Below are 23,616 nucleotides of genomic sequence, written 5' to 3'. Positions count from 1 at the left end.
GTCCGCGAGGCCGGCGGGCAGGCCGGGCGCGGCGCGCAGCGCGGCGGCGGCGGCTTCGACATCGTAGGGCACGCGCTGGAAGCTGAGTTCCTCGCTGTCGTGGTCGAACAGCGCGTAGGCCGCGGCCGGGTTGCCGTCGCGCGGTTGGCCGCAGGCGCCGGGGATGACCAGCCACTGGCGGTTGGGCAGCAGCGGGATCGGCACGCCGGGCTGCGGCTTGAAGTCGCCCGCCTTGCCGGTGCCGGAGAGGTGGTAGAGCATGGGCTCGTGCATGTGGCCGCAGAAGGTGTAGCGGCATTCGGTCGCGTGCAGGCTGCGCATCGCCTCCAGCCGGCCCTGCACGTAGGCGAAGCCGGCCGGGTCGAAGGCGTTGGCGTGCACGTAGAGGCAGTCGTCCTCTTCCTCGGACATCGGCAGCCCGTCCAGGAAGGCCATCTGGTCGTCGGTGAGCCGCGCGCGCGTCCAGTTGATCGCGGCGCGCGCGTCGTCGTTCATGGTGGGGCGGGGGCCTTGCGTCACGCCGAGGTCGTGGTTGCCGGCGACGACGATGGCGCCCTCGGCGCGCAGCGCCCGCACCTGGTCGACCACCCAGCCGGGATCGCTGCCGTAGCCGACGTAGTCGCCCAGGAGCGCGAAATGCTGGGCACCCTGCCGCCGGGCATGGTCGATGACGGCCTCGAAAGCCTGGCGGTTGGCGTGCAGGTCGGAGATCAGAGCGGTCTTCATGGAAACGGCGTGGATGCGAACAGCAAGGATGCCACGCGCGGCTGACGTCAACCTTCGCAAGATGGCGAGTGGAGAACCGAGATCCCCCCGAAGGGAGGGGCATGCCCCCTCTGGATGGGTGAAGGGCCGGGGAACTCGCGGGTTTGACGCGTTGTGGACGTCCGGGGCTTTGCTAATCTGGCCGACGACATGGAACGCCAGGGAGGCGATGTGACGAGCGCGCACCGCCGCCGGCAGTTCCGGCACGGGAGAGAAAAAAGATGAACAGGTTGGAATTCGGGTGGCCGGACTGGCCCGCGCGCATCCGGCGCCTGGCGGGCGGCTTGGCGCTGGGGCTGATGTGGGCGTTGGCGACGACATCGGCGTGGGCGGATTGCTCGCGGCCGATCCGGGTGCCGGTGGCGCCCATCGGCATGAGCGTGGTGACCTCGGGCGGCGAGGTCAGCGGGGTCTACCCGGACCTGCTGCGCAAGGTGTCGGCGGAGACCGGCTGCCAGTTCGATTTCGTCGTCGTGCCACGGGCGCGGGTCGAGGCGATGTTCGCCGCCAGCGGGGCTGATGCGCTGGTGCCGGCCACGCGAACCTCGCAACGGGATCTGCACGGCGACTTCATCCCGATGATGAAGGCGCGGGCGATGCTGATCTCGATCTCGTCGGACCGCGCGCCGGTCGAGAGCCTGGCCGAACTCGGCGAGCGGCGCGAGTTGCGCGTGGCGGTGGTGCGCGGCTTCGACTACGGCGAGCCTTACCAGCAGCTGCTGACGACGCTGAAGGCGCAACGCCGGCTGGTGGTGGAGGCCGACGTGGCGGCGGTCGTGCGCGCGCTGGAGCGCAACCTGGCGGACGTGACGGTGATGGCGCCGTCCATCCTCGCGGGCACCTTGCTGCAGGATTCCAAGACGCGACCCCTGCTGGACCGGCTGCGGCTGGAGCCGATGACGGAACTCGGCTGGACCGATAGCGGCATCTACCTCTCGCGGCACCTGCCGGCAAAGGACCGCGAGGTGCTGGGCGACGCGCTGGAGCGGAACTCGCGGTCAGGCACCGTCTGGAAGACGCTCCAGAAGCATTACCCGGCCGGCTCATATGAGGAAGGCCTGAAGGCGATCGTGGCGCCGAAGTGATCGCCGCGGAAGGGATGGCCGCAGTCTCGGGCCTCATGCGACAAGGCCCGCGCTCGGCGGGCCTCGTCGTCTCAGGTGCGGGGCAGGGCGCTCAGCCGATGCGTCCGAGGAGCAGGTACTCCATCAGCGCCTTCTGCACGTGCATGCGGTTCTCGGCCTCGTCCCAGACCACCGACTGCGGACCGTCGATGACGTCGGCCGCGACCTCCTCGCCGCGGTGCGCCGGCAGGCAGTGCATGAACAGCGCATCCGGCTTGGCCTGCGCCATCATGTCCTTGTCCACGCACCAGTCCGCGAACGCCGTGCGGCGCGCTTCGTTCTCAGCCTCGTAGCCCATGCTGGTCCACACGTCCGTGGTCACCAGGTCCGCGCCGCGGCAGGCTTCCTTCGGGTCCTTGAAGACCTTGTAGCAGCGCGTGTCCTTGATGCCCGCGACCGCCGGGTCGATCTCGTAGCCGCTGGGCGTGCTCACGTGCACGGTGAATCCCAGGATCTCCGCCGCCTGCAACCACGTGTTGGCCATGTTGTTGCCGTCGCCGACCCAGGCCACCACGCGTCCCTTCAGGCAGTCCATGTCGATCGCGCCGCGCCGGTCCATGCCGCGCTGCTCGATGAAGGTGAACAGGTCCGCCAGGATCTGGCACGGGTGGTATTCGTTGGTCAGCCCGTTGATGACCGGCACCCGCGAGTGCGCCGCGAAGCGCTCCAGCTTGGTCTGCTCGTAGGTCCGGATCATCACGATGTCGACCATGCGGCTGATCACGCGTGCGCTGTCCTCGATCGGCTCCGCGCGGCCCAGCTGGCTGTCGCCGGTGGTCAGGTGCACCACCGAGCCGCCCATCTGGTACATGCCCGCTTCGAAGCTGACGCGGGTGCGCGTGGACGCCTTCTCGAAGATCATCGCCAGCGTGCGGTCCTGCAGCGGCTGGTACTTCTCGTAGTTCTTGAAGCGGCGCTTGATCGTCGCCGCCCGTTCGAACAGATGGGTGTACTCCTCCGTGCGCAGGTCCTTGAACTGCAGGTAGTGACGCATGAGCGTGTTCCCCGGTTTCATGGCGCGGGCGCGGCCAGGAAGGCCTTCACCAGCGGCACCAGACGCGCAGCGATCTCGGCGGCTTCCTCGCTGGTGAGGATCAGCGGCGGCACCAGGCGGATGACCTTGTCGGCCGTCACGCTCAGCAGCAGGCCGGCTTCCATCGCCTGCGTCAGCAGCACGCCGCAGGGACGGTCCAGCTCGATGCCGATCATCAGGCCGTGGCCGCGCACCTCGACGAGGCCCGGTTCGCCCGCCAGGCCGTGCTCGATCGCGGCCTTCAGCTCGGCGCCGACGGTGGCGGCGTTGGCCAGCAGGCCGTCCTCTTCCATCACCGTCAGCGTCTCGACGCCGGCGCGCATCGCCAGCGGATTGCCGCCGAAGGTCGTGCCGTGGTTGCCCGGCCCGAAGACCTTGGCGGCCTTCTCGCCGCACACCACCGCACCGATCGGCACGCCCGAGCCCAGGCCCTTGGCCAGCGGCATCACGTCCGGCACGATGCCGGCCCACTGATGCGCGAACCACTTGCCGGTGCGGCCGATGCCGCATTGCACCTCGTCCAGCATCAGCAGGAGGTCGTGCTCGTCGCACAGCGCGCGCAGGCCCTTCAGGAAGTCGATGTGCGCCGGGTTGATGCCGCCTTCGCCCTGGATGGTCTCCAGGAAGATCGCGGTGACGTTCGGGTGTTCGGCGATGGCCTTGCGGATCGCTCCGATGTCGTTCAGCGGCACGCGCACGAAGCCCGGCACCAGCGGGCCGAAGCCCGCCTGCACCTTGGGGTTGCCGGTCGCCGACAGCGTCGCGATCGAGCGGCCGTGGAAGGCCTTCTCGAACACGATGACTTCGGGGTTGTCGTTGCCGCGGTCATGGCCGTACTTGCGCGCGATCTTGAGCGCGGCTTCATTGGCCTCCAGGCCGGAATTGCAGAAGAAGGCGTTGGTCAACCCCGACAGCGCGCAGAGCTTGGCCGCGAGCTGCTCCTGCAGCGGGACATGGTAGTAGTTGCTCGTGTGGATGAGCTTGCCCACCTGGTCCCCAAGCGCCGCCACCAGCTTCGGATGGTTGTGTCCGAGCGTGTTGACGGCGATCCCGCCGAGGCCGTCCAGGTATCGTCGGCCGGCCGTATCCCAGACCCAGGCGCCTTCGCCGTGCGACAGGGCGATCGGCAGGCGGCCGTAGGTGTGCATCACATGGGGTTCGGTCGGGGCGGCGAACGAGGAGTCCGGGGCGTTCATCAAGTCTCCAAAACGTGGGAGGGGTCGAGGAATGCGGCTGGGGGCCGCGTTGGTGAGCCGATCGATTCTACGGGTCGACCCTGGGGGGTGAGGAGATTCCTCCTGCACAGCCATGCAAGCCCGGCTGACCAGCGCCAGCCATGGGCGCCCTGCCTGCTGGCGGGGCGAGCAGAAGCCCATGTGTGCTGCGCCGCAACACATCCAAGGCACAATAGCGGTTTTGCCGGGACGCGTGAGACCGTAGCCAATGACTGAGCAGCCCAAGCCGCGAGAAGTGTTCATCCAGGGAATCACCACGGATGGCCGCACCTTCCGCCCGAGCGACTGGGCTGAGCGTCTGGCTGGGGCCATGTCCTGCTTCCGGCCCGGCGGCACCCGCAGCGGCCGCGACGCCTACCTCGGCTACTCCCCCTACTGTGTGCCGCGCGTCATCGACGGCATCAAGTGCGTCATCGTCAACGAGGCGCTCAAGTCCGTCGAGCCGATGGCCTGGGAGTTCGTCATGAACTTCGCGCGCGACAACAAGCTGCAGGTCGTCGACGCCTGCCTGCTGCCCGACGGGCGCGAAGCCGGCAAGGCCTGAGCAGGTCCGCGCGGCGGCGCGGACAGGCCCGATCGGGCCATCGCCGGAAGGCGTCTCAGCGTCTAGGCTGACGGGTTCGCCGCGACCTCCCCACCGGGCTCCCTGGACATGGCCGTCTTCACCGCCGACGCGAGCCCCCGGGCCGCGGCCGTCCTGCCGGAAATGCAGCAGCTGCTGCGCCTGATCGATCAGGGCGGATCGATGTTGCAGGCCCGCGAGCTCGCGACGGTGGCCACCGTCGGCGGCCCCTTGCCGGTGATCGGCGTGACCCTGGGCAATCCTGACCCCAGCGTGCCCGCGCTCGGTTTCATCGGCGGCGTCCACGGCCTGGAGCGCATCGGCGCGCAGGTGGTGCTGGCCTACCTCGGCAGCCTGGTGCGCCGGTTGCGCTGGGACCTCAGCCTGCATCAGCAGCTCGAGTCGCTGCGGCTCGTGTTCCTGCCGGTCGTCAATCCGGGCGGCGTCCTGGCGGGCTCGCGGGCGAATCCGCAGGGCGTCGACCTGATGCGCAATGCGCCGCAGGACGCGGACCGCGGCGTGCCGTTCCTGATCGGCGGGCATCGGCTGACGCGGCATCTGCCGTACTACCGCGGACCGGCGGCCGCGCCGCTCCAGGTCGAGAGCGACGCCTTGTGCCGCTTCGTCCGCGAGGAGCTGCTGGGCCGGCCGGTGTCCATGGCCATCGACTTCCACAGCGGCTTCGGCCTGCGCGACCGCATCTGGTTCCCGTATGCGCGCACGCGCCGTCCGATGCAACACCTCGCCGAGATCCACGCCTTGTGCGAAGTGCTGGATCAATGCCTGTCCCCGCATCCCTACGTGATGGAGCCGCAGAGCCGGCATTACCTGACCCACGGCGACCTGTGGGACCACCTTTACGACGAGTCGCTCTCCCTTGATCGGGGGATCTTCCTGCCGATGACGCTCGAAATGGGGTCATGGCTGTGGGTAAAGAAAAACCCCCGCCAGCTACTCTCCCGGCACGGCATGTTCAATCCGCTGATCGAACATCGACAACAGCGGGTATTGCGACGGCACATGGCTTGGATGGATTTCATGACTCGCGCGGCACAGAGCGCGTTCCGGTGGTTGCCGGGGCCGGACACAAGAATCGATCACGGGGAGCAGGCGTTGATCCGCTGGTATCGGAGGACGGTCCGATGAGCGTCCACACCTGGGTGCTGCTGCGCGGGCTGACCCGCGAAAGCGGCCATTGGGGCGACTTTCCCGCGCGCCTGCTGCGGGCGCTGCGGGTGCAGCAGCCGGAGGCCCGGCTGGAGCTGCTCGACCTGCCCGGCAACGGCGACCAGCACCGGCAGAGCAGCCCGACCCATGTCGACGCGATGATGGAGGCGTGCCGTGCGGAGCTTCGTCGTCGCGGCGTTCCCCCGCCGTATCAGGTGCTGGCGATGTCGCTGGGCGCGATGGTCGCCAGCGAGTGGGCGGCGCGCCATCCGGGCGAACTCGACGGGATCGTGCTGATCAACACCAGCCTTCGGCCTTTCAGCGCGTTCTTCCGGCGTCTGCGGCCCTCGAACTACTGGTCCCTGCTGCTGCTGAGCCTGACGCGCCTGAGCCTGCGTCGGCGCGAGGCCAAGGTGCTGCAGATGACGACGCGGCTACAGCGTCAGCCGGACCAGGTGATCGACGACTGGGTCTCGATCCAGCGCAAGCATCCGGTGCGGCGGCGCAATGCGCTGCGGCAACTGCTCGCGGCGGCGCGTTATCGCGCCAGCCTGGCCAAGCCGGAGCCGCCGATGCTGCTGCTGTGCAGCCAGGGCGACTCGCTGGTGGACTGGCGCTGCTCGCAGGCCATCAGCCGGGCCTGGGGCGCGCCGTTGCGGCTGCACCGGCACGCGGGGCACGACCTGCCGCTCGATGATGGGGAATGGGTGGCGCGCAATGTCGTGGACTGGCTCCACGTGCGCGAGGTCGTCGGACAGATCACGACGCCGATGCCGCTCTAATCCGCTCCGTTCCGCAGCTTAGATTTGGGATGCATCGCTAGGCGCAAACCGGAGCCATAGCCCAGCTATGGCGAGGATTTGCAACGACGCGAGGCGCCCAAATCGGAGCTGCGGCAATGAAAAAGCCCGCCTTGCGGCGGGCTTTCCCTGCACCAGAGCTGGATCTCTCTATCAGGCGGCGAGCGCCTTGATCTTCGAAGACAGGCGGCTCTTGTGGCGAGCAGCCTTGTTCTTGTGGAAGATGCCCTTGTCGGCGACCGAGTCGATCACGGGCTGGGCGGTCTTGAACAGGTCAGCGGCCTTGGCCTTGTCACCCGTGACGATCGCCTTTTGCACGTTCTTGATGACCGTGCGGAACTTGGAACGCAGCGCCGAGTTGGCGGCGTTCAGCTTGACGTCTTGACGTGCGCGCTTGCGGCCCGAGGCCAGACGCACGGTTTTCTTCTTGGCTTTGGAAGAGCTTGCCATTGTCTTATTGGTCCAGTTGGTGCAAAGACGGCGAGTATAGCAGCCAGGATTGGAAAAACCAAACCCGAGGTATTGCGTCCGCGGCGGGACACCCATAATGCGCGGTCTCTTGCCGGGGCTTTCCGCCCCGACGCACCGCCCCAGTATCGCCTCCGCGCCGCGCCTGAATGAACCTGCTCCGCACCGCCTCCGTCGTTTCGGTCTTCACGCTGCTGTCCCGCATCACGGGCCTGGTCCGCGAACAGATGGTGGCGGGGCTGTTCGGCGCCAATGCGATGACCGACGCCTACAACGTGGCGTTCCGCATTCCCAACATGCTGCGGCGGCTGTTCGCCGAGGGCGCGTTCTCGCAGGCCTTCGTGCCGTCGCTGGCCGCCGCGCGCGCCAAGGACGGCGACGAGGCCACCCGCCACCTGATCGACGCCGTCGCGACCGTGCTGCTGTGGGCGCTGGCGGCGACCTGCGTGATCGGCGTGATCGGCGCGCCGGTGCTGGTGTGGGCGCTGGGCGCGGGGCTGTCCAGGGATGCGCACGAGGCCGCCGTCGTCATGACGCGCTGGATGTTCCCGTACATCGGTTTCATGTCGCTGGTGGCGCTGTCGGCCGGCATCCTGAACACCTGGAAGCGTTTCATCGTGCCGGCGGTGACGCCGGTGCTGCTGAACCTCGCCTCGCTGGCCTGCGGCTACGGGCTGACGCCGGTGCTGGCGCACTACGGTTTTCAGCCGATCTACTCGCTGGCGCTGGGCGTCATGATCGGCGGCATCCTGCAGCTGGCGGTGCAGGTGCCCGCGCTGCGGCGCGTCGGCCTGATGCCGCGGTTCGCGCTGAACCTGTCCGGCCTGCGCATCGCCGCCGCCGACGAGGGCGTGCGCCAGGTCTTGCGCAAGATGGGCCCGGCGCTGCTGGGCGTCGGCGTGGCCCAGCTGTCGCTGCTGATCAACACGCAGATCGCGATCGCGGTGGGCGAGGGCGCCGCCTCCTGGCTGACCTACGCGGACCGCCTGATGGAGTTCCCGATCGCGCTGCTCGGCGTCGCGCTGGGTGTCGTGCTGACGCCGCAACTCGCGGCCAGCACGGCCAAGGGCGAGACGCAGAAGTACTCGGGCCTGCTCGATTGGGGCCTGCGCCTGACCCTGCTGCTGGCGCTGCCCTGCGCCGTCGCGCTGCTGGTCTTCGCCGAGCCGCTGGTGGCGGTGCTCTACCAGCGCGGGGCTTTCCGGCCGGAGGACGTCGCCCACACCGCGCGCGCCGTGATGGGCTACGGACTCGGCCTCATGGGGCTGGTGTCGATCAAGGTGCTGGCGCCCGGCTTCTATGCGCGCCAGGACATGCGCACCCCGGTGCGCATCGCCGTGGGCGTGCTGATCCTGACGCAGGTGTTCAACGCGATCTTCGTGTTCGGGTTCAAGATCGGCGTCGCCGGCCTGTCGCTCTCGATCGGCCTGGGCGCGGTCGTCAACGCCTGGCTCCTGCTGCGCGGGCTGCGCAAGCTCGGCACCTACACGCCGGAGGCCGGCTGGATGCTGTTCCTGCTGCGCGTCGTGATCGCCAGCGCCGCCATGGGCGCGCTGCAGTGGTGGCTGGCCGGCCATGTCGCCTGGGTCGGCGGCAAGGGCTTCCACTTCGAGCTGGTGCGCGCCGGCTGGATGGCCTTGAGCCTGGGCGCATCCGCGCTGCTGTACTTCGGCGTGCTGCTGCTGCTGGGCGTGAAGCTGCGCCAGTTCGCCCGTCGGGCCTGAAGAGTCACCCGGCCGGAAGCCGGAAATCAGGGTCGTTTTCCTGGGTCGCCGGGCGCGATGGCGGGCGTAGACTCCGGCGCATGAGTTCGCCTTTGCAGTGGACGGTGCCGTCGGCGCTGGACTATTTCTCGACGCTGGTTGCCGACGACGACACGCTGAACCTGGCCGAGGCCGCCACCGCGATCGCGCTCGACGAGGTGCCCCGGCTCGACGTGCAGCAGGTGATGGCCGAGCTCGACCGCCTCGGCGAGCGGCTTCGGCACCGCCTGCCCGCGGACGCGCCGCCCAGCCACCGGCTGCGCATGCTCAATCAGTATTTCCATGGCGAACTCGGCTTCGCCGGCAACGTCAACGACTACTACGCCGTCGGCAACAGCTACCTGCACCAGGTGCTCGCCACGCGCCGGGGCATCCCGATCTCGCTGGCGATCATCTACATGGAGCTGGCCTCGCATGTGGGGCTGCGGATCAAGGGGGTCAGCTTCCCGGGCCACTTCCTGATGAAGCTGAGCCTGCCGCAGGGCGAGGTCGTGCTGGACCCGTTCAGCGGACGCTCGCTGGGACGCAGCGAGCTCGACGAGTTCCTCAGCCCCTGGCGGGAGCGCGCCGGCCTGATGCCGCAGGAACCGATGTCGCTGGACGCCTTCCTCGGCACGGCATCGCCGCGCCAGATCCTCGCGCGCATGCTGCGCAACCTGAAGCAGATCCACATGGACCAGCAGGACCTGCCGCGGCTGCTGGCGGTCCAGCGCAAGCTGGTGGCCCTGCTGCCCGACGACCGGGTGGAGCGCGTCGAGCTGGAACAGTGCCTGCAGCAGCTCCGTGACGCCGGCGGCGGACCGGCCACCCTCCATTGAGGGTGCGGGAGGGCGTGGGAGGGAGCGGAAGAGGGGGAGGGCCCGTCGGGCGCCGCTTAGAATCCCCCTCTTTCCGAGGGTGCGGCCTCCGCCTTGCCGACGTCGACCCCGCCATCCAACGCTGAAGTGGTTTGAAGCAGATCCCGCTGTCGCTCGGTCCCGAGCCCGACTACACCTTTGACACGCTCCTCACCGGCGCCAACACCGCCGCCCTCACGCATGTGCTGGCGCTGGGGGCAGGCGCGCCGCCGGTGTTCCTGTGGGGGCCGCCCGGCAGCGGCAAGACGCACCTGCTGCGCGCGCTGGCGCGCCACTGGCAGCAGGCCGGCGCGCAGGTCGGCTGGTACGACGCCGACACCCCGCTGCCCTGGGAGCTGCCCACCCACCCGAGCCTGCTGCTGCTCGACGACGCGCAGCGTTTCGACCCGGGGCAGCAGCATGCGGCCTTCGCGCTCTTCGTCGAGGCGGCGACGCTGGGACTGGCGGTCGTCTCGACCGGCACCGCGCCGCCGGTCGATCTGGACCTGCGCGAGGACCTGCGCACCCGGCTCGGCTGGGGCCCGACCTTCGCGCTGCAGCCGCTGTCCGAGGCCGAGGTGCGCGCCGTGCTCCGCCGCGAGGCCGACCGCCGCGGCATCGCGCTGAGCGACGACGTCATCGACTACCTGCTCACCCGTTACGCCCGCGACCTCAAGCACCTGATGACGCTGCTGGACGGGCTGGACGAATTCGCCATGGCCAGCAAGCGGGCGGTCACCGTGCCGCTGCTGCGCCAGATGCTCGCCGACCAGGGGGCGCTCGCCTGAGGGGCGACGCCGCCGGTTGCAACGTTTTCAAGGTTTTTCAAGGACAAGACCCGTGGACCTGACCCTGTTCGACCTCGACGGCACGCTGATCCCGCAGGACTCGGACCACGCCTTCGGCGGCTACATGGTGGAGATCGGCTGGGCCGACGGCGCCGCCTGGGCCGCCCGCAACGACGAGTTCTACGCCGACTACCAACGCGGCGACCTCGACCTGGACGAGTACGTCGACTTCGCCACCTCCGTCTGGCGCGCCCGGCCGCTGGCCGAGGCCGAGGCGGCCCGCGCCGAATTCATGGCCCGGATCGTCGCGCCGATGTTGCGCGACAATGCGCGCGCACTCGTGCAGCGCCACCTGGACGCCGGGGATCTGGTGGTCGTGGTGACGGCGACCAACGAATTCGTGACCGCGCCGATCGCCAAGGCCTTCGGTGTCGACCACCTGATCGCCGTGCAGCTGGAGCGCGACGCGACCGGGTCGTTCACCGGGCGTGTGCAGGGGACCCCGTCCTTCCAGGCGGGCAAGATCGTGCGCGTGAACGAATGGCTGGCGGCGCAGGGGCGCCGTTGGGAGGATTTCGAGCGCGTGCATTTCTACAGCGACTCGATGAATGACCTGCCGCTGCTGGAGCGGGTCAGTCATCCGGTGGCGACCAACCCCACCTCGGCCCTCGAGGCGCTGGCGCGCGAGCGCGGCTGGCCGATACTGAAGCTGTTCGAATGATCAAAAAATTTATCAACAAGCTGTTGGGCAAGTCCGAAAGCACCGCCACGCCGCTGGGCAAGCGCGTGGAAGTGACCGCGGAGGAACACCGCATCGACCCGGCCCTGCTCGATGAGCGCGGCGTCAAGGTCGTCAAGGGGCTGACCGACGCGGGCTACGAGGCCTTCATCGTCGGCGGCGCCGTGCGCGACCTGCTGCTGGGCCGCCGGCCCAAGGACTTCGACGTCGCCACCGACGCCACGCCGGAACAGGTCAAGAACCAGTTCCGCCGCGCCTTCATCATCGGCCGACGCTTCCGCATCGTCCACGTGGTCTACGGCCGCGGCCGCGAGCACGAGGTGATCGAGGTCTCGACCTTCCGCGCGCTGCTCAAGGAAGACGACGCCGAGCAGGTGCAGGGCAACGAGAAGACGTCCAAGGGCGCGCTGGAGGGCAAGTCGCACGTCGTCGATGCGTCCGGCCGCGTGCTGCGCGACAACGTCTGGGGCCCGCAGATCGAGGACGCCGCGCGACGCGACTTCACCGTCAACGCGATGTACTACAACCCGGAACGCGAGCTGGTGGTCGACTACCACGGCGGTCTGGCCGACGCGCGCAAGAAGGTGCTGCGGATGATCGGCGACCCCGAGAGCCGCTACCGCGAAGACCCGGTCCGCATCCTGCGCGCCGTGCGTTTCGCCGCGAAGCTGGGCTTCACCATCGAGCCCAAGACCCGCGCGCCGATCGCCGTCATGGCGCCGCTGCTGGCGAACGTGCCGCTGTCGCGCATGTTCGACGAGATGATCAAGCTGCTGCAGACCGGCCACGCGCTGGCCAGCATCGACGAGCTGCGCAAGCAGGGCCTGGCGCGCGGCGTGTTCCCGATCCTGGATGCGGTGCTGGACAAGGACGGCGCGCTGCCGGACAACGTGCACGGCAAGTTCGTCCGCCTGGCGCTGGAAGACACCGACAAGCGGGTCGAAGAGGGCCGTTCGGTGGCGCCGAGCTTCATGCTCGCCTGCATGCTGTGGGGCGAGGTCCAGCAGCGCTGGACGCGCCTGATCGACGGCGGCGAGGGCGCGGTGGCGGCCCTGCAGCAGGCGATCGACCTGGTCTTCGACGCGCGCGTCGGCGACATCTCCGGCCGCGGCAAGCTGGCGGCGGACATGCGCGAGATCTGGATGATGCAACCGCGCTTCGAGCGCCGCACCGGCAGCGGCCCGCACCGCCTGATCGAGCAGCCGCGCTACCGCGCCGGCTTCGACTTCCTGGCGCTGCGCGCCGAGGCGGGCGAGATCGATCCGGCCCTGGCCGACTGGTGGGAAGACTTCGCGCTGGGCACCGAGGACGAGCGCCGCGCGCTGCTGGATCTGGCGCGCGAGACGCAGCGCCAGGGCGGCCCGCGCAGCAAGCCCAAGGCGGGCGGCGGACGCGTGCACTCGGTGCCGCGCGGCGCCGTGAGCACGCCGTCGGCGATGCCCGTCAGCGGCGAATCCGCGGCTGGCCTGCCGATCGATGCCGAGGCGGTGGACGCCATGGAAGGCGAGGGCGGTACTGGCCATCCCGCCAAGAAGCGCCGCCGTCGTCGCAAGCCGAAGGCAGCGGGTGGTGCCGACGGCGCGGGAGCGTCGACGGAGACCGGCCCGTCCGGCGACGAGTAACGACCCAGCATCGTTCTCGACGAATGATCACGGCCTACGTCGGCCTGGGCGCCAACCTCGGTGACCTGCGGCGCACGCTGGAGGCGGCGCTGGCCGACCTCGCCGACGTGAAAGACCTGACCCTGGAAGCCGTCTCCTCCGCCTGGCGCAGCGCGCCGGTCGGTTGCGAGGGGCCCGACTACCTGAACGCGGTCGCCCGCGTGACGACGACGCTGCCGCCGCTGACCTTGCTCGCGGCGCTGCAGGCCATCGAGTTGCGCCACGGTCGCGAGCGGCCGTTCGTCAACGCGCCGCGGACCCTCGACCTCGACCTGCTGCTCTACGGCGATCAGATCGTCGACCTGGAGCGGCTGCTGGTTCCGCATCCGCGGCTGCACCAACGCGCTTTCGTGCTGCGCCCGCTGTTGGAACTGGACCCGACCTTGGCCGCACCAGGCCTGGGTGGCTTGGCGAGCCATTTGCCATCGGTCGCCGACCAGATCGTCGAGCGCGAAGACGCGCCGCTGCGTCTGCCCTGACGGCCTGCCCTCCACCCTCAACCTTTCCCGGGAGTCCGACCCATGTTCCCAACCGCCGCCGGCTGGCAGATGGTCGCCCTGCTGACGCTGTCCAATGTCTTCATGACCTTCGCCTGGTACGGCCATCTGAAAGAGCTGGCGTCCAAGCCGTGGTACGTCGCCGCGCTGATCAGCTGGGGGATCGCGCTGTTCGAGTACCTGCTGCAGGTCCCGGCCAACCGCATCGGTTATGACGGCGGCTTCACGCTCGCCCAGCTGAAGATCACGCAGGAGGTGATCACGCTGGGCGTGTTCGTCCCGTTCTCGATGCTGTTCATGAACCAGCCGTTCAAGACGGACTTCATCTGGGCCGGCCTGTGCCTGATGGGGGCGGTCTACTTCATCTTCCGCAGCTGAGATCGGGAAAGCGGCCGAAATAGCTCCATCGGGCCATGGGCGGCTACACTCGCGGGTTTTCCGTGACACGGAAATGAACCATTTGTGACGGTCCGGCGAGGATCGCACGGCGCGGAGCCTCCCCCCATGTTTTTCGGCAAGCTGCTGCCCCGAGAGGGCAATTTCTTCGAACTGTTCAATGAGCACGGCACGCAGATCGTGGAAGGCGCGCGCGCCTTCATGCTCATGATCCAGAACTACAACGACCTCACGTTGCGCGAAAAATACGCGGCCGAGGTCGACCGGGCCGAGCACCACGCCGACCGCGTCACCGCCGAGGTGAACCGGCTGCTGCACCGTACGTTCATCACGCCGATCGATCGCGAGCAGATCCACGGCCTGATCAATGCGATGGACGACATCCTGGACCTGCTTCAGGACTCCAGCGAGACGATGCAGCTCTACGACGTGCGCTCCATCCCCGAGGAAGTGCTGCGCCTGGGCGAGTTGTCGGCCAAGTGCTGCGAGCGCGTCAAGCACGCGGTCACGCTGCTGCCCAAGCTGAGCGAGCCCAAGACCGCCGAAGCCGCCATCAAGGCCTGCGAGGAGATCGACAAGCTCGAGTCCGACGCCGACCGCGTGATGCGCGCGGCGATGTCCAAGCTGTTCCGCGAGCAGGAGGACGTGCGCGAGCTGATCAAGCTCAAGGCGATCTACGAGCAGCTGGAGTCCATCTCCGACCGCTGCGAGGACGTCGCGAATCTGATCGAGGGCATCGTCCTCGAGAATTCCTGATCCGGTCGCGGAGCGTCTCCCATGGGAACGATGCACGTGGCCTTCTGGGTCGTGGCCATGCTGGTGGTGCTGGCCGTCGCCTTCGACTTCATGAACGGCTTCCACGACGCGGCCAACTCGATCGCGACGGTGGTGTCGACCGGCGTCCTCAAGCCGCAGCAGGCCGTGCTGTTCGCGGCTTTCTTCAACGTGATCGCGGTGCTGTTCTTCGAACTGAAGGTGGCGGCCACGATCGGCAAGGGGTCGATCGACGCGGGCATCGTCGATCACCACGTGATCTTCGGCGCGCTGATCGGCGCGATCGCGTGGAACGTGATCACCTGGTTCTACGGCATCCCGTCGAGCTCCTCGCACGCGCTGATCGGCGGCCTGGTCGGCGCGGCCATCGCCAAGGCGGGCACCAAGGGCCTGATCATGAGCGGCATCGGCAAGACGGTGCTGTTCATCTTCGTCTCGCCGCTGCTGGGCTTCCTGCTGGGCTCGCTGCTGATGGTGGCGGTGGCCTGGCTGTTCAGACGCAGCTCGCCGCTGCGGGTGGACAACTGGTTCCGCCGTCTGCAACTGGTCTCGGCCGGGCTGTACAGCCTGGGCCACGGCGGCAATGACGCGCAGAAGACCATCGGCCTGATCTGGATGCTGCTGATCGCGTCGGGGTATGCGGGTGCCGGCGAACATTCGCCGCCGACCTGGGTCATCGTCATCTGCTACCTGGCGATCGGCCTGGGCACGATGTTCGGCGGCTGGCGCATCGTCCGCACGATGGGGCAGAAGATCACCAAGCTCAAGCCGGTCGGCGGGTTCTGCGCCGAGACCGGTGGCGCGATCACGCTGTTCCTGGCGACGTCCCTGGGCATCCCGGTGTCGACCACGCACACCATCACGGGTGCCATCGTCGGCGTGGGCTCGACGCAGCGCGCGTCTTCCGTGCGCTGGGGCGTGGCAGGGAACATTGTCTGGGCCTGGATCTTCACGATCCCCGCCTCGGCGTTCATCGCCGGGTTGTTCTACTGGATCAGCTTCACGCTGTTCTGAGGCAGAGACGCTCGCCTGCGGAAGGCCAGGCGCGGGCACTCCACGAGGCATGGGGCACCCCTCCAGGGACCCCAAGCCTCATTCCGGCCCCACTCTCGCTCGCTGTCCGCGGGCCTGGGGAGTGCGAGTGACCGGGTGGGGCCGAGCGGTGTCTTGCCTACTGGCTGATTTCGCGGGCGGCTTCGACCTGCGATTCGAAGTAGCGCTGCGCGGAGAAGGCGATCGTGGCCATCAGGCAGGCGCCGCCCACCATCAGACACGCGATGACGCCCAGGATCGGCAACCAGCCGGTCTTGCGCAGCGCGCCGCGGTTGAAGCGGTCGGCCCAGCGTTCGTCGGGCATCAGGCCGTAGACGATGCCCGCCAGCATGCTCTGGGCGATCATCAGCCCGAGCAGCGGAATCAGGAACCAGGCGGCGACGTCGTCCTGGCCCAGCGTGTCCATGCGGTGCACGCCATACAGGCCCAGCAGCGTCGGCAACGGATGCAGCCAGGCGAGCTTGTCGCTGAATCCGTGCAGATAGAAACGATGCGCCCCGAGGCTGCCGAGCGCGAAGCTCAGCCAGGTGGCGACGGTCTTGGACTTGAGGTCCGACGCGCCGCCGGCGTCAGGGGCGACGGCGCTCATGCGGCCGGCGTCTCGGCAGGCGCAGAGGGGGCGGCCGGCGTAGCGGTCGCGGCCGGCGTAGCGGTCGCGGCCGTGGTTGCCGCAGTTGCCGGCGTCGATCCGGTGGGCGAACTGGTGTCGCCCTGACCCAGTTGGCGTTGCATCAGCACGACATCGAGCCACTTGCCGAACTTCCAGCCGGCGGACTTCATCACGCCGACGTCCTCGAAGCCGTGGCTGCGATGGACGCCGATCGAACCGAGGTTCTGCGAGTCGCCGATCACCGCAATCATCTGGCGCGCGCCGGCCGCTTCGCAGCGGGCGATCAGTTCGGCCAGCAGCAGCCGGCCGACGCCCTGGCCCTGGGCCTGAGGCGAGAGGTAGATCGAGTCCTCGACGAAGTAGCGGTAGGCCAGGCGCGGACGGAAGTAGTTGGCGTACGCGAAGCCGAGCACCTGCCCGTCGCGCTCGGCGATCAGGTAGGGCAGGCTGCGGCTGAGCACCTCGGTGCGACGGCGCCCCATCTCGGCGCGATCGGGCACGTCGGTCTCGAAGGTGCCGGTGCCGTGCAGCACCGCATGCTCGTAGATCTGCTGGATAGCGGCGATGTCACCCTCCAGGCTGGGGCGGATCAGGAGGGGGGAGGAACTGCTGGTGGTCGTCGTCATTGGGGGAGGAGGACAAAGCGTCAAACGCGAGTTTATAATGCTTGGTTTTGGCGCTGGCCCCTGGGTGTGGCTGTCACGCTTCGAAGCTCCCTGAAACGGAGCATGCGGGCGATGGGCGGACCGGGGGCGTATCTACGGAGCCAGCTGTCGACCTGCCGTTGGGAATCGATGCGCGACGCACGCGTACCCGACGAAAAGTCGATTCAATCTCTGCTTGCCCCTGTGTGTCTCCCTGGTGCGGTGGAACGCTCAAAACCTGAAGGATAGATCATGGTCGTTATTCGACTCTCCCGCGGTGGCTCCAAGAAGCGTCCGTTCTACAACCTCGTCGTGACGGACAGCCGCAATCGCCGCGACGGCCGCTTCATCGAGCGCGTCGGTTTCTACAACCCCGTGGCCACCGGCAATGCCGAAGGCCTGCGCGTCGCGCAAGACCGCGTGGCCTACTGGGTCGGCACCGGCGCCCAGCTGTCGCCGGCCGTCGCCCGCCTGGTCGACGTTGCCAAGAAGTCGGCTGCCGCTCCGGCCGCCGCTGTCGCTGCCTAATCCTCCGGATCGCAGTCGATGAAGCAAGCGCCTGACGACGTGATCGAGGGTTCCCCGGCCTTTCCGGAGGACGCCATCGAAGTCGGGCGCGTGCTGGACGCCTGGGGCATCAAGGGCTGGCTGAAGATCCTCAGCCATTCCCCGGATGCCCAGGCGCTCTTTGCCTCCCGCCGCTGGTTCATGAAACCGAGCGAGAAGGCATTGCCGGGCAAGCCGCATGTCGTGCCCCCCGTGCTCAAGGTTCTGGCCGTCCGCGACCACGCGGACGGCATCGTCGCCCAGGTCGAAGGCCTGGCCGACCGCAACGGTGCGGAGGCGCTCAAGGGCGCCCGCATCTTCGTCTCGCGCAGCGTGTTCCCGGACACCGACGAGGACGAGTTCTACTGGATCGACCTCATCGGCATGAGCGTCGTCAACAAGGACGGCCAGACGCTGGGCGAGGTGATCGACCTGATCGACACCGGCCCGCACTGCGTGCTGCGCATCCTGCCCGCCGGCAAGACCGCGCCGGTCAAGCCGGACGAGGAAATCCTGATCCCGTTCGTGAACGCGTTTGTCGGCACCGTCGACAAGGCCGCGAAGATCATCCCGGTCGATTGGGATCTGGACTATTGAAGCCGTCGGGCCCGATGCCCATGCGCTTCGACGTTCTCACTCTTTTTCCTGAGCTCTTCGACCCCTTCCTGCGGGTCGGCGTGACGCGTCGCGCGTACGAGAGCAAACAGGTCGACGTTCGCCTGTGGCAGCTGCGCGATCACGCCGAGGACAACTACCGTCGCGTCGACGACCGTCCCTTCGGCGGCGGTCCCGGCATGGTGATGTTGGCAGCGCCGCTGGAGCGTGCGCTGGCGGCCGTGAAGGCCGATCGCGCGACCACGCACCCCGGTGCTCCGGCAGTGATCCATTTCAGCCCGACGGGACGCAAGCTCGATCAGGCGCTGGCGCAGGAGCTGGCGCAAGGCGAGGGCGCCATCCTGCTCTGCGGCCGTTACGAAGGCATCGACCAGCGCGTGCTGGACCGCCACGTGACGATGGAGATCAGCCTCGGCGACTTCGTACTGTCCGGCGGCGAACTGCCGGCCATCGCGATGCTCGATGCGATCGCCCGCCTGCAGGAGGGCGTGCTGAACGATGCCGCCTCGCACCAGCAGGACAGCTTCTCCGACGGATTGCTGGACTGCCCGCACTTCAGCCGTCCTGAAGTCCTGGAAACATCCGAAGGCCCGTTGCCGGTGCCGCCGGTGCTGCTGTCCGGGCACCATGCCGAGATCGCCCGCTGGCGCCGCGAGCAGTCGCTGGCGTTGACGCAACGCCGCCGGCCCGAGCTGATCGAGGCCGCGCGCCGCGACGGCAAGCTCGACAAGAAGGACGAGAAGTTCCTCGCCTCCTTGCATGCTGCGCCGGGCAAGACGCCTGGCAAAGCACCCCGCTGAACGGGCTGCGGCATGGGCGACGTTTGACGATCGCCCAACCCCGTCTATAATCTTCGGTTTTCCGATCCTCTACTGGGCTGATGGGGCAAGGGCGGTGCTTTGACACCGTTGGTTGAATCCCCACGCGGGCGGTGCCGAAGAATTCATTCGATGGCGGCCAGACCTGGAATCATCCTGATTCGCGCCGGCAAGATCACAGGAGATCCTCGTGAATCTGATCCAGACCCTTGAGCAAGAAGAAATTGCTCGCCTGAACAAGACCATCCCCGCTTTCGCCCCTGGCGACACGGTGATCGTCAACGTGAACGTCGTCGAAGGCACCCGCAAGCGCGTGCAGGCCTACGAAGGCGTGGTCATCGCCCGCCGCAACCGCGGTCTGAACTCCAACTTCATCGTCCGCAAGATCTCGAGCGGCGAAGGCGTTGAGCGTACGTTCCAGCTGTACAGCCCGCTGATCGCTTCGATCGAAGTGAAGCGCCGCGGCGACGTCCGTCGCGCGAAGCTGTACTACCTGCGTCAGCGTTCGGGCAAGTCGGCACGTATCAAGGAAAAGCTGGCGATCAAGTCGGCCTGATCCTAGTCGCAAGCCACCCAAAGCCGCTCCAAGGCCCTGCCCGGAGCGGCTTTGTCGTTTCTGGCGTCCAATCGGGGCTTCGCGCCTCGGGCGCCCACGAACAAGTCCGGCGCACCGGACGCTCCTGCCGCATGTCGACGCTTCCTTCCAGCCGTCCCGCCAGCCGCCCCGCCATCCAGGATCCCCGCGCCATCCCCGTCACCGGCACCGATGCGCACCTCCCCGCCGTCCCCCGCGAGCATCTGACGCCGGCCTGGCTGCGCGAGCGCTTCCTGCATCCGCTGAGCGTCGAGCCGGAGCTGCCCGGCGACGGCGGCATCTTCCCAGGCCGCACGACCACGCAGGCCGCGGTGCTCATCCCGCTGGTGCAGCGCGCCGAGGGCCTGCACGTGCTGCTGACGCAGCGCACGGCGCATCTGCGGGATCACGCCGGGCAGATCAGCTTCCCCGGCGGCCGCGCCGAGCCGGAGGACGGCTCGCCCGAACGCACCGCGCTGCGCGAGGCCGAGGAGGAGATCGGGCTCGACGAGCGTTTCGTGGACCTGATCGGGCAACTGCCCATTTACCGCACGGTGACGGCCTACGAGGTCACGCCGGTGGTGGGCCTGATCCGTCCGGGCTTCTCGCTGCGGCTGGATGCCTTCGAGGTGGCCGAGGCCTTCGAGGTGCCGCTGGAATTCCTGATGAATCCCGCTCACCACCAGCGCCACACCTTCGAGTACGACCCGGCCGGGGAGGCTGCGGATGACAAGGGCCCGTTGAAGGGCCGTCGCCAGTTCCTCTCGATGCCTTGGACGGGGCCAGGTCTTGCGGTCTCGAACGCGGACCCCGACGTGACGCTGACGGCAGACGCTTCGAAGGAGTTCTTCATCTGGGGGGCGACCGCTGCGATGTTGCGCAATCTCTACCGCTTCCTGCAGGTCTGACCTTTGGTGACGGGGCAAGGGCGTTCGATCCCCCTTCGGAGTGGGTGAGGGCCGCTATCATCCCGGGCCATGAACTTCTTCGCGGTCTTGCTGGCGCTGGTGTGCGAGCAGCTCAAGCCTCTGCCGCACGGGAATCCGGTCCACCAAGGCATGATCGCCTGGGTGCGCTGGACCGGGCGCAACTTCGACGCGGGCCGGTCGCACCATGCGGCCGTCGTGTGGACGATCACCGTCGTCGGTCCGGCCCTGCTGGTCGGGGCGATCTACGCGCTCGTGCGGCCCTACAGCCTGCTGCTGTCGCTGGCGATGGACGTGCTGGTGCTCTACCTGACGCTGGGCTTCCGCCAGTTCAGCCACTACTTCACCGACATCCGTGACGCGCTGGAGCGCGGCGACGAGCTCGAAGCCCGCCGCCTGCTGGCTGAATGGCGTCACCTCGACGCCAGCGAGCTGCCGCGCACCGAGCTGCTCAGACACGTGCTGGAGCATTCGCTGCTCGCGGCGCACCGGCATGTCTTCGGCGTGTTCTTCTGGTTCGTGCTGTTCTCGACGCTGGGCCTGGGCCCGGCCGGCGCGGTGCTGTACCGCATGGCCGAATTCGCCGGCCGCTACTGGGCCTTCAAGAGCCGCACGCTGGACGCGCCGACCAATGAGCGCCTGATGGAGCTCTCCCGCAAGCTGTTCGGGATGATCGACCACATTCCCGCGCGCCTGACGGCGACCGGTTTCGCGATCGTGGGCAACTTCGAGGAGGCGGTGAGTTCCTGGCGCCGCGACTCGACGCTGTGGGCCCATGACAACGAGGGCATCATCCTGGCCTCCGCCGCCGGCGCCGTCGGCGTGCAGCTGGGCGGCAGCGCCGCGCCGGGCGTGACCCCGGACCGCAGCAAGACCTTCGAGTCCGGCGGCGACATGGACGCGACGCGCGCCGAGGGCTCCACGGCCGGCGTGCCGCCGCAGCTGGGCCACCTGCAGAGCGTGGTCGGCCTGGTGTGGCGCTCGGTCACGCTGTGGATGCTGCTGCTGGCGCTGCTGACGCTGGCCAACCTCGTCGGCTGACCAGACCCGGGCTCAGGCGTCCCGCACATCGGCCAGCACCTGCTGGCCGAAGTCGTTTCTGGCGAGGAACTTCAGCACCTGCGTCGCGGTGTCCTCGGCGCTCGCCAGCTGCCCTTCGGCCTTGAACGCGGCGAAGCGGTCCCGATCCGGGAACTTCGACGCATCGCCGCCGCGCAGTTGGGCCTGCATGTCGGTGTCGATGATGCCGGGCGCCAGCGACACGACACGCGCGGCGCGTTCACCCTGGGCGGCCTTGTGTTCCTCGTCCAGCGCCATCGCGCGGCTGAGGTTGTCCATGCCGGCCTTGGCGGCGCAGTAGAGCGCGCTGCCAGCCATCGCGCGGCGGCCCAGGCCGGACGAGATGTTCAGCACCTTGCGGTCGGCCGGCCAGTCGCGGGTGGCGTCCAGGAAGGCGGCGCTCAGCAGCACGGTCGCCTCCAGGCCGACGCGCAGCGCGGCGGACAGCGTCTCCAGCGATTCGCCGTCGATGGGGCCGGGCGTCGTGACGACGCCGGCGTTGTTGATCAGCGTCGCGGCGGCCCAGTCGCGCGGTTGCGCGCGCAGCGTGTCGGCCAGGTGCTGCGCGATCGTCAGCGGGCTGGCCAGGTCGGCCTGCCATTGTTCCAGCGGCAGGCCGCGGTCATGGGCGAAGCGCTCCAGCGCCTCGCTGCGTCCACGGGCGATGCCGATGACCACCTGGCCGGCTTCGAGAGACTGGCGAGCCAGCGCCTCGCCCAGGCCGCGCGAGCTGCCGGTGATGATGGTGAGGGAACGAGGCTGGGCGGCGTCGTTGGAAGAGGTGGTGGAAGACGTGGTGGAAACGGTCGTGGACATCGGAAAGCGCTCCTGGGTCGGATGGAGGGATGCGCGCTGGGCGCTCAGAAATCGGGCGGCGAATGCAGCGACAGCGCCGGCGCCTCGAGCACCGCCGGGAGGCTGAGGTCCCGCGCATGCAGCAGCAGGCGAGGGGCCTGCGCGAGGACCTCCGGCGGCGCATACAGCGCGTCGCCGAGGATGGGGTGACCGGCGGCCAGCAGGTGCACGCGCAGCTGATGCGATCGGCCGGTGACCGGCTCGAGCTCGACGCGCGTGGTCCCCGCCGCGACGTCGCGATGCAGCACCCGCACACGGGTCAGGCTGGGTTTCCCGCGCTCGTGATCGACCATCTGCCGCGGACGGTTCGGCCAGTCGACGATCAGCGGCAGGTCGATCTCGAACGCGTCGCGCGCGACGAGGCCCGCCACCACGGCTTCATATCGCTTGTCGACGAGCCTGGCGGCGAAGGCCTCGCTGAGCGCGCGCTGCATCGCCTCGCCGCGTCCGAAGACGATCAGGCCGGAGGTCGACTGGTCCAGCCGATGCACGATCAACGCGTCCGGGAACTCGGCCGCCACGCGCGCCCAGGCGCAGTCCTGCTTGTCCTCGCCGCGGCCGGGCACGGACAGCAGGCCCGAGGGCTTGTCGACGATGACGCGCCACGCATCGGCATGGCGCACGCGCTGGTGAAGGGAGGACTGGGGCATCGACGCCTGCATCGCTGCATTGTCGCGTCGCCTGCCGTGGGCGCGTCAGAACTGGTGGATCCACCCCGACTGCAGCGCCGACTGCGGATTCGATCCCGCCGCGGTGACCGCCTGCAGCGCCTCGTCCGCAGGCGCGCCGAGCCGCTTCAGCACGCATGCGGCCATGGTGCCGGTGCGGCCCATGCCGGCGGCGCAGTGCAGCAGCACGCGATCACCCATGCGCAGGCCCTGCGCGATGTGCTCGACGCCCTGCCGGAACGCCGCGCTGTCCGAGGCCAGTCCGAAATCGCGCATCGGCACGTGCAGCCAGCGGAAGGGCAGCCGGCCTTCGGCGATCGCCTTGTGATACGGCGGCGAGAGCTCGGCGACTTCCTCGAGCGGGTTGAGGCAGACCACCACGTTGAGCTGGTTCAGGCGCGCCTCGTCGAGGAAGGCGCCCCAGGACTCGCGGCGGCCCGGCATCGACTGCAGCCACAGCCGGCCCGGGATGGCGTCGGGGAGGGGGAGGGGTCGGAAAGCCATGCCCCCGATTGTCGTGTCTCCCTGTTGATCGAGATGTTAATCAACTAAAAGTTTATTTATTTGGCGACCGGCGCGATCATGGCGGCACGGTGTACGACGGCTCGTTCGAAGCCTCGTTCGAAGCAACAACAAAGCA

General features: G+C 68.5%; 27 protein-coding genes and 1 pseudogene. 19 read left to right on the top strand and 9 right to left on the bottom strand.

The genetic code is table 11. The features are described from left to right. Positions 1 to 726, bottom strand: a 726-nt coding sequence (locus VF536_RS03735; protein ID WP_331613442.1) for a metallophosphoesterase family protein, incomplete at its 3' end; no start/stop codon positions are given. Between the two features lie 260 nt (positions 727 to 986). Here VF536_RS03735 and VF536_RS03730 point away from each other — a divergent pair. Next, positions 987 to 1,850 carry a substrate-binding periplasmic protein gene (locus VF536_RS03730; protein ID WP_331613440.1) on the top strand — a complete coding sequence of 288 codons (864 nt, stop codon included), beginning with the start codon at positions 987 to 989 and terminating at the stop codon, positions 1,848 to 1,850. A 91-nt stretch (positions 1,851 to 1,941) separates the two neighbouring features. Here VF536_RS03730 and argF read toward each other — a convergent pair whose 3' ends face one another. Next, positions 1,942 to 2,904 (bottom strand): ornithine carbamoyltransferase, encoded by a 963-nt coding sequence (gene argF, locus VF536_RS03725; RefSeq protein ID WP_331613439.1) that lies wholly within the window; start codon positions 2,902 to 2,904, stop codon positions 1,942 to 1,944. Further along, entirely contained in the window at positions 2,901 to 4,118 is a 1,218-nt protein-coding gene (locus VF536_RS03720; protein ID WP_331613437.1) for an aspartate aminotransferase family protein, read from the bottom strand. The genes argF and VF536_RS03720 overlap by 4 nt, the downstream gene beginning before the upstream one ends. Positions 4,119 to 4,365: 247 nt before the next feature. On the opposite strand from VF536_RS03720, the gene VF536_RS03715 reads away from it, so the two are divergent. The 3 genes from VF536_RS03715 to VF536_RS03705 all read left to right on the top strand — a co-directional run bounded on the left by VF536_RS03715 (position 4,366) and on the right by VF536_RS03705 (position 6,668). Then, a complete protein-coding gene (locus tag VF536_RS03715) occupies positions 4,366 to 4,701 on the top strand; it encodes a DUF3579 domain-containing protein (RefSeq protein WP_331613436.1) in 336 nt (111 codons plus the stop codon). A gap of 108 nt (positions 4,702 to 4,809) precedes the next feature. Then, positions 4,810 to 5,865 (top strand): M14 family zinc carboxypeptidase, encoded by a 1,056-nt coding sequence (locus tag VF536_RS03710; protein WP_331613435.1) that lies wholly within the window; start codon positions 4,810 to 4,812, stop codon positions 5,863 to 5,865. Further along, positions 5,862 to 6,668: an alpha/beta hydrolase gene (locus VF536_RS03705; protein ID WP_331613434.1), complete on the top strand. Its 807-nt coding sequence runs from the start codon at positions 5,862 to 5,864 to the stop codon at positions 6,666 to 6,668. Before VF536_RS03710 ends, VF536_RS03705 begins: the two co-directional genes overlap by 4 nt. Positions 6,669 to 6,839: 171 nt before the next feature. Here the strand turns inward: VF536_RS03705 and rpsT are convergent, their stop codons facing one another. Then, positions 6,840 to 7,136, bottom strand: coding sequence for a 30S ribosomal protein S20 (gene rpsT, locus VF536_RS03700; RefSeq protein WP_067269869.1), 297 nt, complete (start codon positions 7,134 to 7,136; stop codon positions 6,840 to 6,842). A gap of 167 nt (positions 7,137 to 7,303) precedes the next feature. On the opposite strand from rpsT, the gene murJ reads away from it, so the two are divergent. From murJ to VF536_RS03655, 9 genes are all read left to right on the top strand, one after another. Further along, complete coding sequence (gene murJ, locus VF536_RS03695) at positions 7,304 to 8,878, top strand: murein biosynthesis integral membrane protein MurJ (RefSeq protein ID WP_331613433.1); 1,575 nt, start codon at positions 7,304 to 7,306, stop codon at positions 8,876 to 8,878. A gap of 80 nt (positions 8,879 to 8,958) precedes the next feature. After that, on the top strand, positions 8,959 to 9,735 hold the full coding sequence (locus VF536_RS03690) for a transglutaminase-like domain-containing protein (protein WP_331613432.1): 777 nt from the start codon (positions 8,959 to 8,961) through the stop codon (positions 9,733 to 9,735). Between the two features lie 131 nt (positions 9,736 to 9,866). After that, positions 9,867 to 10,541, top strand: a complete 675-nt coding sequence (gene hda / locus VF536_RS03685; protein WP_297523986.1) for a DnaA regulatory inactivator Hda — start codon at positions 9,867 to 9,869, stop codon at positions 10,539 to 10,541. A 52-nt stretch (positions 10,542 to 10,593) separates the two neighbouring features. After that, positions 10,594 to 11,262, top strand: a complete 669-nt coding sequence (locus tag VF536_RS03680; RefSeq protein WP_331613431.1) for an HAD family hydrolase — start codon at positions 10,594 to 10,596, stop codon at positions 11,260 to 11,262. Then, complete coding sequence (pcnB, locus tag VF536_RS03675) at positions 11,259 to 12,902, top strand: polynucleotide adenylyltransferase PcnB (protein ID WP_331613430.1); 1,644 nt, start codon at positions 11,259 to 11,261, stop codon at positions 12,900 to 12,902. Before VF536_RS03680 ends, pcnB begins: the two co-directional genes overlap by 4 nt. A 23-nt stretch (positions 12,903 to 12,925) precedes the next feature. Further along, positions 12,926 to 13,420: a 2-amino-4-hydroxy-6-hydroxymethyldihydropteridine diphosphokinase gene (folK, locus tag VF536_RS03670; protein WP_331613429.1), complete on the top strand. Its 495-nt coding sequence runs from the start codon at positions 12,926 to 12,928 to the stop codon at positions 13,418 to 13,420. Between the two features lie 42 nt (positions 13,421 to 13,462). Next, a complete protein-coding gene (locus tag VF536_RS03665) occupies positions 13,463 to 13,816 on the top strand; it encodes a DMT family protein (protein WP_331613428.1) in 354 nt (117 codons plus the stop codon). A 126-nt stretch (positions 13,817 to 13,942) separates the two neighbouring features. Continuing rightward, positions 13,943 to 14,590 carry a DUF47 domain-containing protein gene (locus tag VF536_RS03660; RefSeq protein WP_331613427.1) on the top strand — a complete coding sequence of 216 codons (648 nt, stop codon included), beginning with the start codon at positions 13,943 to 13,945 and terminating at the stop codon, positions 14,588 to 14,590. Between the two features lie 21 nt (positions 14,591 to 14,611). Further along, positions 14,612 to 15,622: an inorganic phosphate transporter gene (locus VF536_RS03655; protein WP_331613426.1), complete on the top strand. Its 1,011-nt coding sequence runs from the start codon at positions 14,612 to 14,614 to the stop codon at positions 15,620 to 15,622. 157 nt (positions 15,623 to 15,779) lie between these two features. On the opposite strand, the gene VF536_RS03650 is transcribed toward VF536_RS03655, so the two are convergent. Beyond that, a complete protein-coding gene (locus VF536_RS03650; RefSeq protein ID WP_331613425.1) occupies positions 15,780 to 16,250 on the bottom strand; it encodes a TM2 domain-containing protein in 471 nt (156 codons plus the stop codon). A 104-nt stretch (positions 16,251 to 16,354) separates the two neighbouring features. Continuing rightward, positions 16,355 to 16,897, bottom strand: a pseudogene (locus VF536_RS03645) (GNAT family N-acetyltransferase); the annotation flags it as partial. Between the two features lie 270 nt (positions 16,898 to 17,167). Between VF536_RS03645 and rpsP the strand changes: the two are divergent. From rpsP to VF536_RS03615, 6 genes are all read left to right on the top strand, one after another. Next, on the top strand, positions 17,168 to 17,443 hold the full coding sequence (gene rpsP, locus VF536_RS03640) for a 30S ribosomal protein S16 (protein WP_088405407.1): 276 nt from the start codon (positions 17,168 to 17,170) through the stop codon (positions 17,441 to 17,443). 18 nt (positions 17,444 to 17,461) lie between these two features. Continuing rightward, positions 17,462 to 18,058 carry a ribosome maturation factor RimM gene (gene rimM / locus VF536_RS03635; RefSeq protein WP_331613423.1) on the top strand — a complete coding sequence of 199 codons (597 nt, stop codon included), beginning with the start codon at positions 17,462 to 17,464 and terminating at the stop codon, positions 18,056 to 18,058. A gap of 20 nt (positions 18,059 to 18,078) precedes the next feature. After that, the gene (trmD, locus tag VF536_RS03630; RefSeq protein ID WP_331613422.1) at positions 18,079 to 18,876 is read left to right on the top strand and encodes a tRNA (guanosine(37)-N1)-methyltransferase TrmD; all 798 of its coding nucleotides are present in this window, start codon (positions 18,079 to 18,081) and stop codon (positions 18,874 to 18,876) included. Positions 18,877 to 19,084: 208 nt separating this feature from the next. Then, positions 19,085 to 19,450, top strand: a complete 366-nt coding sequence (gene rplS, locus VF536_RS03625; RefSeq protein WP_297523974.1) for a 50S ribosomal protein L19 — start codon at positions 19,085 to 19,087, stop codon at positions 19,448 to 19,450. 131 nt (positions 19,451 to 19,581) lie between these two features. Beyond that, the gene (locus VF536_RS03620) at positions 19,582 to 20,376 is read left to right on the top strand and encodes a CoA pyrophosphatase (RefSeq protein WP_331613421.1); all 795 of its coding nucleotides are present in this window, start codon (positions 19,582 to 19,584) and stop codon (positions 20,374 to 20,376) included. A gap of 69 nt (positions 20,377 to 20,445) precedes the next feature. After that, complete coding sequence (locus tag VF536_RS03615; protein ID WP_297523972.1) at positions 20,446 to 21,435, top strand: CobD/CbiB family protein; 990 nt, start codon at positions 20,446 to 20,448, stop codon at positions 21,433 to 21,435. A gap of 12 nt (positions 21,436 to 21,447) precedes the next feature. Here the strand turns inward: VF536_RS03615 and VF536_RS03610 are convergent, their stop codons facing one another. The 3 genes from VF536_RS03610 to VF536_RS03600 are packed head-to-tail and all read right to left on the bottom strand — an operon-like array spanning position 21,448 to position 23,480. Then, positions 21,448 to 22,269 (bottom strand): SDR family NAD(P)-dependent oxidoreductase, encoded by an 822-nt coding sequence (locus VF536_RS03610; RefSeq protein ID WP_331613420.1) that lies wholly within the window; start codon positions 22,267 to 22,269, stop codon positions 21,448 to 21,450. Positions 22,270 to 22,313: 44 nt separating this feature from the next. After that, a complete protein-coding gene (locus tag VF536_RS03605; RefSeq protein ID WP_331613419.1) occupies positions 22,314 to 22,958 on the bottom strand; it encodes a pseudouridine synthase in 645 nt (214 codons plus the stop codon). Between the two features lie 45 nt (positions 22,959 to 23,003). Continuing rightward, positions 23,004 to 23,480: a protein-tyrosine phosphatase family protein gene (locus tag VF536_RS03600; RefSeq protein ID WP_297523968.1), complete on the bottom strand. Its 477-nt coding sequence runs from the start codon at positions 23,478 to 23,480 to the stop codon at positions 23,004 to 23,006. Between the last annotated feature and the right edge of the window lie 136 nt (positions 23,481 to 23,616).

The organism is Roseateles sp. (assembly GCF_036486225.1).
In the GTDB taxonomy this organism is placed as follows: domain Bacteria; phylum Pseudomonadota; class Gammaproteobacteria; order Burkholderiales; family Burkholderiaceae_C; genus Roseateles.
Note: the sequence above shows the minus strand (reverse complement) of the source record. Positions and strands in the feature narration are given on the sequence as shown.